This window comes from Aminobacter sp. HY435 (genome assembly GCF_027568395.1).
Classification (GTDB): domain Bacteria; phylum Pseudomonadota; class Alphaproteobacteria; order Rhizobiales; family Rhizobiaceae; genus Aminobacter.
Genome location: NZ_JANKZL010000016.1, coordinates 1 through 12,916, shown reverse-complemented (window position 1 = coordinate 12,916; position 12,916 = coordinate 1). Strand labels below are relative to the sequence as shown.

The following is a 12,916-nucleotide window of genomic DNA, read 5'->3' as shown; positions in this document are numbered from 1 at the left end:
CTGCTCGCGAAGTTGAAACTGCAGGTGGTACGATGGCAGCGCAGCAGGCTGCTATGGCGACGACCTGTTGGTCAGTGTGCCCGAGGCGAAGGCCATGGTCGCCGCGGCAATCAGTGCATTGCTGTGCGCCGTCGCCTGGGCAAGTCGTGCTTGCAGCAGGCCGGTCTGGGCGGCATTGACCTCGACGATCGTTCCAAGCCCGTTTTTGTAGTAGTCCAGCGTCGCCTGGTAGGTGACATTGGCGGCATTGGTGAGTGACGTCGCCGCCGTATACGAAGCCAGGTTGGTCCTCAGCAAATCGTAGGCGGTCACGATCTCCCGCGCCGCAACGTTCTCCAGTTGCAGCAATTCTTCACGCGATGCCGCAACCTGCGACTCGGCCGCCTTCAGCTTGGCTGCCTTGATGCCTCCGTCGTAGATCGGCATCGTGACCCCAAGCAGCACGCTCGCATTGGGATGGTTGACGTTGAGGCTGGCATCCCCCGGCAGGCGGCTGTCATCAACGCTGTATCGTCCGTATTGCCGGTTCAGCGAGCCGATCAGGGCAACCTTGGGCAGGAAATCCGCCTTGGCCGCTTCGATACCGTGCTGATCGGCCTTCACCCGCGCAAAGGCTGCCTGGATGTCGGGCCGGCGCTGCAACGAGGCGAGTATCAGCCTGTCCAGGTTCTGCGGCACCGCCCGTGGCAACGCTCGGCCGCTGGCGTCAGCCACCTTGATCGAAGCGGTCGGCGATATGCCCATTGCCCCGAGCACTGCCTGGTAGGCGGAGCGTTCGTGCCCGACCGACAGCGTCAGGTCGAATTCGGCTTGCGCAACCTGCTGCCTGGCGTGGGCCACCTCGATGGTCGTACCGATGCCACGCGCCCGCCGCGCTTCCGCCGCGGCGAGAATGTTCTTGGCGTTGCTCAGCGTCTGCCGGGCAATGGACAGTTGCGTGCGCGATGCTGTCAGCATGTAGTAGGCGTTGGAGACGTCGAAGATCAGCTTCTGGTGCACACCGTTGAACGTGACGTTCGCAGCGAAGGACAGTTCCTGGGCGGCGTTCTTGGCCGCCTCGCGCCCGCCAAAATCGAACAGCAGCCATTTGACCGTCGCCGACGGCACAAACTGCGTTCCCGTCGTCACGATGGTGCCTGGCGGCACGTCGATTGGGCCGACGTCGAGGCCGGCCGCGACATGCGAACTGCGCTCGTACCCCGCCAGTATGTCGGCCGACAGGATCGGCAGGTATGTCGCTTTGGCCACGCCAACGGCCAGCGCCGCCTGGCGCGTGCGCTCCCATGCCGCCTTGGTCAGCGGATTGCTGGACTGCGCGATGTCGATCAGTTCAGGCAGCGTATGGGCATGGGTGCTGTCTATGCTCGGCTGGGCGGTCTCGACCGGCAGGTTGGGGTCTGCTGCGACTGCAAAGTCACGCGCGCCGGTCGGCTCGGCCCTGGCGCCGGCGGAAGCGGCCTTGTAGGGCGACGACGAATCCGCGGGCGCAAGATCGAGCGCCGAGGTCGCGCAGCCGGCAATCAAACTCAGCGCCGCCATCAACAGCGGCAGCGTCATTCTGGCGCGGCGCATGTGAACACACATCATCGGCGTCCGCCCCGTTGCGGTGCATGGTTCGCCATGCGGCGGTCGAGCTTCCGGTACAGTTCCAGCCGGCCGGTGATATCTGCCTGAAGCGCCACGGGCAGCCGTTGGCCGTCGTCCAAGGCGCGCCGCCGCGTACGCGCCCACACAGCCTGCGCGTGTTCGGGAGAGTGGCGCCAGGCCGGCAGCAGAGTTTCATCATCACCTTGGTGCAACCGTGCGGCAAGGCTGGCGAGATAGCCGGCGACGCTTGTGCGGAACGCGTCCAGGGTCTTCTTGAGCGGATGCGGGGCGCTGCGCAGACTGTCCGAGGCGTCGCCATGTTCGGCAATCAGCGTCACCGGCGCCGCCATTTCGGCAATGCCTGCCAGCGCGTTGTCCATCTCGGCAAGTTCGGCGCGCTGCCGCCTGTTGGCCGCCGGTTCGAAGGCGAGATAGCGGTGGTAGCGCCGGGAGGCCGCTAGCGCCGTATGGAGGCGCTCGTAGTCGAGCAGCCGGTTGGCCGGCGATGCGGCGGGCCCGGCGATATTGGCCAGCGCCTGGGAACAGGCGACCAGGCTGGAGCGGATCGTCGCCATCACGCTGACCGGCCATATCGTCGAAAATACCACGAACATCACCACGTTGCCGACCAGAATGCCGATGATACGGTCGCGCGCCTCATCGAGGTCGTAGGCCGGACCGAAGCTGTTGATCGTGCACAGAAAGAACGCCAGCGCCAGCTGCCAGCCCATATAGGAGATGCGCTCGCTGCCATTGGCGATCCATGCGGCGACGAAGGCGACGACCCCGACGACGACCGCCAGCTGGCCGATCTCGACCATGTGCGGCATCAGGAAGATGATGGTCAGCGCGCCAAGCGCGCCGCCCATCAGGCAGCCGATGATGCGCAGCGTCAGCTTGTGCACGGTCTCGCCGGTGCTGCCGAGCGCGACGTAGAAGCAGGTGATCATCGCCGTATGGATCGCGAACCAGTCGAGCGCGGTGTAGAAAATGTAGCAGATCATCACCGCGAGCGTCGTCTTCAGCGCGAATTGCACATATTCGGGATTGGTGAAGGCGTCCGGCGCCAGCATCGGTTCAGCCCCCGGCTTGAGCGCCGGCTTGGGTTCGCGCTCCGGCGACAGGATCTCGCTGACCTCGCCGATCAGGTGGGCGATGTCGGGCCTCGGCGCCGCCTGCGGCGGGCGCGCCGACGTCAGAACGGAACCGACATCGTCGATCAGGGCGGCAACGTCGTCCGCTTCCCTGTCTGTCCGGGCAGCCGGGCCGACCGTGAAGCTGGGCACGCTGCCAGGACGCGGGCTGCGGCCGGCCTGTGCTGCAAGGCGGTGGCATGCCTGCGCCAATGCAGCACGTTCCACCGCCGTAACTGCGTCCATATCGTCGTTCGCATAGGTCGCTTCGGCGACGACCATCAGCCGGTAGGATCGATCGACCAGCTCGGCGGTCCGCTGCATCTCGGCCTTTGGCGCGAAGCTCAGCAGTCGCGCGACGTCGAGATACTTGCGCGCGCCGGCGCTACCCTCGCCAAGCAGCTCGACCACCCTGCCCCTGGTCTCGGCCGAAGGGCTGGCGAGCAGCGCCGCCACCGCCTGCAGCCTATCCACAACCACCTGTCTGGCCATCGTCGCCGGGTTGCGCCCTGCAACTATGTTGGCGATGACGAGGTAAAGCATCGGAAAGAACACCACCACCCACATCCAGGCCAGCGCCCGGATCAGCAGTTCCGGCGTCGGCACCAGCCCGTCGAGCGACACCACGAAGGCAAAGACGAAACCCACCGTTCCAGCCACTTCGCCAGCCTGGCTGGCGCGAGAGAAGAACATGCCGCCGAATGTGAAGAGGATCATCAGCGCGATACGAAGCATCGGCTCATCGGCCGAAAACGCCAGGAACACGACGCCGAGCGCAATGCCCAGTGTCGCCCCGCCGATCAGCGCAACCGCAATCAGTATGCCCTCGCCGGCATTGTCGCGCGCGGCGAAGAACAGCAGGTAGCAGGACAGCGCGGCCTCTGGCACCTCGAGCGCCATGGCGGTGATGACCACGGCCATGCAGAGCACCGACGTCTGCAGCGACATGCCGAGGCGCCCCGGATAGGGCTGCAGTTCGTCCCAGAAGACGCCGAGCATGCTGCGACTGCCGCCCGCCACCGCCATCTAGCGCTCGCTGACCACGACTGCCGCCGACGCGCCCACCCGCATCAGATTGTCAGGCGGGTTGTGCAGGCGGATGTGCACCGGAAAGCGACGAGCCACGCGAACCCAGTTCAGCGACTTCGATATCAAGGGCATGCCGAGCAGGTTGACGGCGTCGTCGGAACGCACGCCCCAGCCGATGCCTTCGATGGTGCCTTCGATCGCCAGCGTCGGGTCAGCCATGGCAAAGACCTGCGCCTTGTCGCCGACCTTCATGCGTCCGAGTTCGGTTTCGCGAAAGAAGGCGACAGCCTCCCAGGCGTTGGAATTGATCAGCGTGAACACTGTCTGCGCGGTGATGACATACTCGCCGACGTCTTGTGTCAGCCCGACGATCTTGCCGTCGAACGGCGCACGCACCACCGTGTTGCGCAGGTCGCGCTCGGCCAGCGCCACCGCCGCGCGCGCGACCTCGACCTGGGCCTTGCGCGTCTCCAGCGTGCCGATGATCTGGTGGGCGCCCTGCGACTGGCGCAGCGCCTGCTCCAGGCTGACCAGCGAGTCGTTGTAGAGCGTCCGCGCCTCGTCGACCTGCTGGGCGGTGACGTAGCCCTTGGGCAGCAAGGGCACCAGCCGGTCCAGCGTCTGCTTGGCAAGATCGCTGTTGATGCGGGCGCGCTCGATCTGCTTTTGCGCCACCTCGGCGTTCGATTGCTCGGTCGAGATGTTGCGGCCGCCCTGCTCGACCTCCGATTCGGTCGCCCTGAGTTCTGCCTTCGCCTGGTCGAGCCGCAGCCGGTACGGCTCGGGGTCGACCTCGAACAACGCCTCGCCCTTCTTCACCGCCTGGTTGTTGACGACATGGAAGGCGATGATCCGGCCGGGCACGGTCGGAGACATCTGGACGACAGGCGCGTCGATCTCGGCGACATCGGTGCGTGGGCTGTTTTCAAGGATGGAATAGGCAAGGTAGCCGCCGACCAGCGTCGCGGCGATGATCGACCATCCCAAAAGGGTCGCGATGACTGCCCGGATGCGCTCGCCCCAGCTCAAAGCACGACGCCTCCGAACCAGAAGAACCAGATCGCCAGCGCCGACCCGATCGCAAGGCACAGATAGACCAGCAGCCGAAGCGGCAGGAATTCATCGAGCCCAAGGAAGATGAACAGCTGCCGGCCGATCACCGCGGCGATCACGCCCAGCACCGCGCAGATGATCCAGACCGGGAAGTACGACCCGAAGATCGGCACGCTTGGCGCCACCGCGAACGCGGCAGCTGGCGTTGCGGAGATGGCGAGCAGAGCCCCCGGGCACAATGCCCTGAGCACACGCCGGCAGGCCGGCAAATGACGCCCTGCCATTCACCAAATCCCGCGCAAGCGCACGCCATGCGCGCTATGTTTGCGTCCCACCTCGATGATCAATACGGTCCGGCCGCCTCTCCTGCACGTCTGTAGGCAGAATGGTAGCGCTGTTTGGGACCGGAACAATAGGCAAAGGGCGTTGCCTACAGCTCAGTTGCGTTTGGTGGCACAGGCCAACTCGGCATTGATACCGCTCACGCAGGGTCGCGTCAGAAACCGGACGTCGACTTCTCGACCTGCTTGAGCTTGCCCTTGTCGACGCGGTAGAAAGGCATGGCGCGCTCGCCGGCACCATCCTCGCGGAACCGAAAGACGCCGGTCGAACCGCGGAAGCCCGTGGGATTTTCAAGCACCTTCTTGGTAAAGCCCTTGGGACCCAGTGCGCTCGCGATGCCTGCGGCAAGCGCCACTGTATCGTAGCCATAGGCGACGTTGACGTCGGGTTCGTAGCTGTAGGCCTTGCGGAAACGCTCGGCGATGGGCCCGATCTCGGCGCTGTCGAGCGTGGCAATGTAGGCGCCCTGCAGGGCGGGATCACCGATGCCATGCTCGAGCCAGCGATTTGAACCGATCAGCGTTACATTGTTGGCAAGCAGGCCTCTTGCCTTCAATGCCGAAACCAGCGGTGCCGGGTTGGCGCTGCCGCTGGCAATCACGATCGCCTGCGGATCGCTGATCAGCGCCATCATGTCGCCAACAGCCTTGTCGGACCCGCCGGTCGAAGGACCAAACGGCAGGCTCATCGCAAGCGTCGCTCCATAGATGCTGAGACTGTTTGCGACACGCTTTTCAATGCTCTTGCCGGCATCGCCTTCGGCCGTGAACAGCACGAACTTGCGCGCGCCTTTGGCAGCAATCGCTGCAGCCCCGGCGGCGGCACTGTCGGCCTCGTTCAGCCGGACAGAGTACACCCCGGGGGCACCGGCATAATTGTCCGCAAGCGCCAGCACCAGCGGCCTGTTGCTGCCCGACAGACCCGCGAGCTGGCGCACGGCGCCTTGTTCCGACGGCCCGATGACAAGCTTCGAGCCGGAGGCCAGCGCGCCGGTCGTCAGCGTCCGCGCGCGAGCCTCGTCGCCGGCGGTGTCCTCGACCGAGAGCGTCAGCAGGTCATTGCCCAGGTCGGTCATGGCAAGCGCAGCTGCATCGCGCATCTTGCGGCCACGCTCGCCAGCAGCACCACTGGCCGAAAGCGGCAGCAGCATGGAAATTTTCACCGGCCCCTTGCCCATGGTCTCGCCCGACTTCGCCGGGCCCGAGCTGGCGGGACCGGTTTCTGGCGCCGTGCTCTCCGTGGCTGCAGTGCCGAGCAACTCCTCGTTGCTGCCGGATTGGCAGGCGACAAGGCCGAGCGGCAGCAACAAGGCTGCTGCCACCAGTGCGGCAGCCCCAGGCACGGAATGTCTGGCTCCCCTCATCATTCCTCCCTGCCCTTCCATTCCAGTTTGGAAACAGGCGCCTCACGCGGAATCCCCGAGCCGTGTCGAAAATCGGCCCGGCAGTTCAGCGTGGCACCTGACCGCTCGCAAGGTCCTATGAATGTCCGAGACGCGATAGCACTGCGGGCCTGCCTTGGGTCAAGCATTAGCCACCGAACAGCCTGGCGCGCAAGGAGCGTATGTGACGAGCCTGGGCAGCGGGCCGATACTCGGCACAGCGCATGTAGCGCGGCCCTGGAACGAAAGACCGCCTGATGCAAACGCCCTTGGGTGTCGCCGAGCCTGTCGCCGTGACCTCGCCAAGGCCTGCCACCGCGGCAAAACCGAACGTCGCCTCCGGCACCGAACCCGTCACCTGGTAGCCGTCGCGCCTCAGGATCGCCCGCGCCCGCAGGCAGTAGCGCACCGAAAGTGCCGAGAACCGCGTCTGCGCATGGCCGGCGCGGTACTTCATCACCGTCGTGCAGAGATCTCCTCCCGCCAGCCGAAACGCATCGGCAAGGTAGCGCACGCCAAACACGATGTTGGTGCGCGGCGCGGCAAGCTCATCTGGCGTTCCGCGAAAGCCCATCAGCCTGGCAGTGGCCGGCATGACCTGCATCAGGCCCACCTCGCCGGCTTCCCCGCGTGCCTCCGGATCGTAGCGGCTTTCGATCTCCATCACCGCCAGCGCGAACTCCGCCGGCAGCTTCCGGGCTCGCGCCTCACAACTGGCCACGGCGCGGTAGGCCTGCCTGCCGGAGCCCGCATCCAGCTGTCCGCACTCCGTTTCCACCCGCTGCTGGGGCTGGTCGGCCCGCCCCAGCGAAAACTCAATCACCGAAGCCGAGGCGGCTGCCACGGGCAGCATCAGGCCGGCACAAAACGCTGTGGCAAGGCAACGACCCGCCGCGCCAGGCCTTCGCCGTTCTGGCCGGCACTGCGTCACGGCGATCCCGCTGCTCGCCCTCGGTCAGCGCATGTATTCCACCATTCGGCTGTGGAAGCACTCGCACTTGTTGAGGGTATCCTCGTCGCGATAGCTGGTCTTGAGGTAGCCATAGGCCATGCCGCAGGCGACCTTGGCCTCCGAAGCCCAGACGAAGACCGGGCGCGAGGAGTCGATCCATTGCGAGCTGTTGGCGGCAGCCACCGACTCGTCCATCAGCCGGACGACCTCGGTCTTGAGCTCGCCGATGTTTTCGGTCAGCGCGAGATTGGAAGTCGTCACCGTCCGGCAATAGTCCGCCGTCGGCATGTCCATGAGATCGGCCGCCGCGACCTGGCCGGCGACTGCGAAAACACAAAGGCCGGCAAGCGCCGACCGCTTCGTCCAGTTGAATGCCATTTTCAGTCCCTCTCCTGACCGGCATCGCTGCCGGCTGTCACCCACATGTCCCCACCCGGCAAACACCGGGCGTATTCCAGAACTCAAAGCGTGCCGTGCCCCGATGGGCCATCCTCTTCGAACAGGATGGTGAATGGTGCGGCGACCAAGAACCCGTTGTCCGCGAGGTCGACACTTTCACTCTCAGGCACCGATGTCATTGCAAGGTCCCCACCTTGCGCAGCCCCGTCGTCGTTGCCGCTGGCCAGCAGCTGCGGCAACAGGTCGGAGATTTCGATGACCTCACCGAACAGCGAATCAGCAAGGATTTCGCCGAGCGCTGAATGGTCGATCGGTGGCAGCGGACTCGGCGCCAGCATCGGCAGGTCGGCAAAACCCGCCTCCCCGTACCACGAAGCCATGTCGACGACGGGGGCAAGCGGCAAGGCGCCTGCCCCTTCGTCGGTTGCGTCCGGCTTGTTGTCAGTCATCGAACCGCTGTCTGTCCTACTTTCGACAAGCACTCATAGAGTATCTGAATGCTTGTTGCCTGAATTATCTTCGAACAGCACCCTCACGGTCTCGTTCGTCTCGCTATTATAGCTGAAGTTCTCGAGCACCGCGACAGTCTGATAGCTGTCTCCGCCGCCATCGACATCGACCCTGACCTCGGCATCGGCGCCGTTCTGCACGACGCTGACATACCCCTGCGCCGCCAGGTCGGTATCGGGTGCCAGACCGCTCAGCAATGCGCTGAGATCGAGCTGGTCGCCCTTGCCGCCGTCATAGTCCGGGATGATGTCGGCGACATCGAGCCCGTCGACGACGAAGGTTTCGCCGGATGGCGGGGCATCGTCGTGGCTGCCCAGCGCCGCATCGAGCATCATCTCGACATAGGTGCCCGACGAGCCGTCAGCATAGTGGACGGCGCCCTCGCCGGCCACGGTCTGTCCGTCGATGACATCGTTCGACGGCGTCGTCGATGTGCCGAGGCCGGTGATGCCATGGTCGCTGAGATGTGTCAGCTCGCCTGCTTCGCCGATGCCGTCGCTGTTGGCGTCCTGCCAGATCAGCAGCTTGGAGAAGGCCTCGTCATTGGCATCGACGATACCGTCGCCGTTGCTGTCGAGCGAAGCCAGCGCTTCGGCGCCGGTGGCAAAGTTGCCGCCGCCGAAGTTCGGCGTGAAGATCTCGGCGCCGCTGTCGATCTTGCCATCGCCATTGACGTCATAGGCCAGGATGCCGTCGCCGCTGGTGTTCCAGGCGACCTGGTCGGCCACGCCGTCGGCGTTGATGTCGAAGCGGATACCGCCGCCGACGTCTGAGAACGACATGCCGTTGTTGTCGAGGTCGAGCATGATCGGGTCGATCGGCTTGCCCACTCCAATAAGGTTGGACAGGTTGCTGATCGTCACGCCCTCAAGATCGACAAGCAAATCATTAGTGGCGTTCGGGCTGCTGCCAACCTGCTGGTAGACAAAGGTGTGCGCCACACCACTGATTGTGGCCGTGAATGCCACCGTGGCGCCGGCATTGCCCAGGTCGTTCTGTCGCAGATAGTCGACAACTGCGGCAACCCTTGCCCAATTGTTGATCGTCAATGCATTTGCATACGATCCGGTATCATCAAAGGTGATGATGCCGTTCGAAATCCGATGCGAACTGACTTCGTTTCCACTTATTTCAAGATCAGAGTTATTGCCGTTTGTTGCAGTGGTGTCGCCTGCGGCAAACGGCGTCACACTGAAATCCAGCTTGTCGGAAGCGGTCGAGAAATCCTTGATGACGTCGAAGCCGGAGATCGTGCCAGAGTTCCCGCTACCACCGATGCTGAGAGTGGTATCCCCGCTGGCAAGCTTGAAGGTATCAGCGCCTGTGCCACCGGTCATGGTGTCGCCACCCTTGCCGCCGGTGATCGAGTCCCCACCGGCGCCACCAATGATTGTGTCGTTGCCGGACGACCCGGTGATTGTGAACGCTTCCGTCTGGTTGGACAGGTTCACCGTTGCCTGCGTGGTAAGCGTCACGTTTTCGATGCCGACGATCTGGGCATCGCTGCTGCTGGTGAAGTTCCCCCCGACACGCAACGTATCGACATCATCGCCACCGTCGATCAGCTTGTCGGCCTGGTCGGCTATGATCGTGTCGTTGCCTGCGCCGCCGAAGATCTTGTCGGCACCGATACCGCCGTCGATCGTGTCGTTGCCGCCATTGGCGAGGATGTAGTCGTTGCCGCCGCCTCCATTGATCGTGTCTCCGGAGTCACGTCCGATCAGGATCTCGCTGTTGGCAGTGCCGGTAAGCGTTCCAGTGTTTTGACGCCCGATCGTCACCGATGCGCTGTCGGGCGAGCCGCCGTTCTGGCCGTTGTAGGTGAACGAACCGCCGTCGCCGTCATTGTCGACGAAGGTGACGTTTCCGCCTCCCAGCGACACCGTGCCATCAATCGGGTTGCTTACGCCCGAAATCGTCGATCCGGCGTCGTCATTGTCCCGAAGTGCTTCCTCGGAGATGACGACGTTGTTGCCGCTAACGTTGGTCAGCACGCGGTCGCTATGCAGCGGATTTGCGCCGCTGTCGTCCTTGTTGACGTTGATCGTCAACGTCGCTGTCGCCGGGTCGCCGTCGGCATCCTTGACCGTGTAGGTGAAGATCTCGGAGGCGTTTGCGGGAATGTCGCTGGCGTCGTCGGTCAGCGTATAGGTGTAGGTGCCGTCCTTGTTGATGACCAGGGTACCGTAGTTGCCCACCACCTGGAAGTCGCCCGAACCATCGGCCGAATTGTCAGTGGTGGCGCCATGGGCGATTGCGGTAACCTGCAACGGCAGGTCGGCCCCCGAAGCATCGGAATTGCTGATGACGTTGCCCTTGCTGGTAAGGCTCGTCGTGTCGGACGAGACGAGGCGCACAGCCAACTGATAGCTGTTGCTGGCATTCTCGTCGGTATAGACCGTCGTGACGGGCTGGGCGTTCGGATCATTAGGGTTGGTCACGAAGCCCAGGACGTCGAGCGTGTAGTTCTGCCCCGCGATGTTGACCGTCGCGGTCGTCGTCGAGATCGAGATGATGTCGCGGCTTGCAACCGGATCGTTGGTATTCGTGGTTTCCGTGTGATCGAAACTGATCTCGATTGGCCCGACCTGAACCTCCTCGCCGTTGATGATCGCCGTAAAGTTCACCGTCAGCGTCACCGTGTCCAAGCTTCCGCCGGTCACTGGGAAATTGTAGTGCGTGAATGTGCCGAGGGTGAACGTCTCGTTGGTCGTCACTGACGTGTTCACCAGCAAGGCGTTGTCGACAAAGCCGTAGCCCGACTGGTTGCTCTCCGATCCCCAGCGAATTTCGTCCGTCGCACCGTCGCCGTCACGATCATAGGACGTTGCACTGCCCGACGTCATGTCGATGTTGGTCCAGGCGCCCACGATCTCGCCAACCCCGAGTTCGTCGACCACGACGTTCAGGGTTGCGGTGTCGTTGTTGGCTATCGGCACGTCGTCGATGACGGTAATCGACGCGTCGAGCGACTTGGTGTCTCCGGCCGGGCCACCGTCGTCGGTCACCGTCACATAGCCATTCAGGTTGATGGCAATGGAGTCTTCCGTAGCCTGCGAATTAACCGGATGATCGACTGGCGCATTGAGCGTAAAGCTGTAGACGCCGGTCGCCGGGTTAAGAGTGAGGGTGAACACCTTGGTGTCGGCGCCCGCCTCATATCCACCAGTGCCGCCCTTGTTGACATAACCGACAAGGTTGCCACCATCGAGGGCGAACAGCACCGGCAGCCCCCCTGAAGTCAGCGGACCATTGGACACCGTCTGAACGGCGGGATTGCCGGAAAGCGTGTTGAAGGCAAAGGTCAGGTTGCCATCGATACCACCGGTGATCAAATCTCCGAAACTGCCGCTCGCCACGTTTGTGGTGACGTTGGAGTCAACGACCGTATCGCCATCGTTGTCAGGATTGGCGGTCTGGTCTTCGTTGCCGCCAGGCAGACCGTGCTCTTCTTCGACGACGCCGGTAACTGCTCCGTTGATCGTCAACGGTGTAATGACATTGTTTACCTTGATCGAATGCGTGACGGTAGCGGTGTCATTGTCATTGTCGGTCAAGGTGACAGAGATGTTCACCGTCGTCGTCGCCGTGACTGAACTCGGATCGAAGGTCCAGGTACCGTCGCCAGCAGCATTCGGCGCCGAAAGCACCAGTTGCCCAGCGGGCGTAGTGACGGTCTCGCCATCGGCCAGGTCAGCAGCAGCAATGAATTTGCTGAACCCACCAACCGTAATCGTGATGCCGCTACCCAGGAGCGTTCCATCTGCACCCGGCTTGAACGCATAGGTGCCACCAACTGTGCCAGCCGCGTTTTCATTGACGCTTGTTGCACCGCTAAAGGCGACAACAGGCGTGTCGTCGTCGACGTTGATCGTCAGCGACCCCGTCGCGGTGTCATTGTCGCCGTCCCTCACCTGATAATTCAGCGTGAAGGTCTGGTCGTTCTCGTTGTTTCCAGCCGCGTGCTTGATCGGCGCGTTCTGTGTCACGGAGTAGGCGCCAGTTGCACTGTCCAGCGTCACAGTCAGCACCTTTGTCCCCCCTTGCAGGACTTCAAGTGCACCGTTGGGGCCAAGCTGATAGGTGAAGCCCAAAGGATTGCCTGTGGTCAGCCAGCTGATCGCACCTGCACCATCGGCACCGAAACTATGCCCCAACGTCCCAGCAGTGGGACTGATGTCAGCATCGCCAACACCACCTGGATTCCCGCCGGCGAGAGCATCGTCGTCGAGCTGCACGATCGCATTGGGCATGACCGCAGGAACGTCGTCGTCAAACGAGATGTTGCCGCCGAGGTCGACAGACACCGTCGTCGTCGCCGTGTCGTTGTCGCCGTCCGTCACCGTCGCCGTCGCCGACAGCGTCACCTTGCCCGACGCAAGCGCGATGTTGGCATTGTCGTTGGTCGCATCGGCAGTTTCAGGCAGATGGTCGATCTCCGCCGACTGCTTCAGCGTCACCGTGCCATTGGCATCGACGCTGATGCGGAAGATCTCGCCGCCGCCCACCGTCGAGCCGACGACTGCGCCG

The 12,916-nt window shown here is 63.5% G+C and carries 9 protein-coding genes; all 9 read right to left on the bottom strand.

Annotation, left to right across the window (positions count from 1 at the left end):
- Positions 1-51: 51 nt before the first annotated feature.
- On the bottom strand, positions 52-1,572 hold the full coding sequence (locus PCJ21_RS20995; RefSeq protein ID WP_269933390.1) for a TolC family protein: 1,521 nt from the start codon (positions 1,570-1,572) through the stop codon (positions 52-54).
- 11 nt (positions 1,573-1,583) lie between these two features.
- Complete coding sequence (locus PCJ21_RS20990; protein WP_269933389.1) at positions 1,584-3,746, bottom strand: FUSC family protein; 2,163 nt, start codon at positions 3,744-3,746, stop codon at positions 1,584-1,586.
- Positions 3,747-4,778 (bottom strand): multidrug transporter subunit MdtN, encoded by a 1,032-nt coding sequence (mdtN, locus tag PCJ21_RS20985; RefSeq protein WP_269933388.1) that lies wholly within the window; start codon positions 4,776-4,778, stop codon positions 3,747-3,749.
- A complete protein-coding gene (locus PCJ21_RS20980) occupies positions 4,775-5,086 on the bottom strand; it encodes a YtcA family lipoprotein (protein ID WP_269933387.1) in 312 nt (103 codons plus the stop codon). The genes mdtN and PCJ21_RS20980 overlap by 4 nt, the downstream gene beginning before the upstream one ends.
- A 212-nt stretch (positions 5,087-5,298) precedes the next feature.
- Positions 5,299-6,507, bottom strand: a complete 1,209-nt coding sequence (locus tag PCJ21_RS20975; RefSeq protein ID WP_269933386.1) for an ABC transporter substrate-binding protein — start codon at positions 6,505-6,507, stop codon at positions 5,299-5,301.
- A gap of 166 nt (positions 6,508-6,673) precedes the next feature.
- Positions 6,674-7,378 (bottom strand): lytic transglycosylase domain-containing protein, encoded by a 705-nt coding sequence (locus PCJ21_RS20970; RefSeq protein WP_269933385.1) that lies wholly within the window; start codon positions 7,376-7,378, stop codon positions 6,674-6,676.
- A 102-nt stretch (positions 7,379-7,480) separates the two neighbouring features.
- On the bottom strand, positions 7,481-7,855 hold the full coding sequence (locus PCJ21_RS20965; RefSeq protein ID WP_269933384.1) for a hypothetical protein: 375 nt from the start codon (positions 7,853-7,855) through the stop codon (positions 7,481-7,483).
- An 83-nt stretch (positions 7,856-7,938) separates the two neighbouring features.
- Positions 7,939-8,325, bottom strand: a complete 387-nt coding sequence (locus PCJ21_RS20960) for a hypothetical protein (RefSeq protein ID WP_269933383.1) — start codon at positions 8,323-8,325, stop codon at positions 7,939-7,941.
- A 33-nt stretch (positions 8,326-8,358) separates the two neighbouring features.
- The coding region (locus tag PCJ21_RS20955; protein ID WP_269933382.1) for a beta strand repeat-containing protein at positions 8,359-12,916 on the bottom strand (4,558 nt) is incomplete at its 5' end.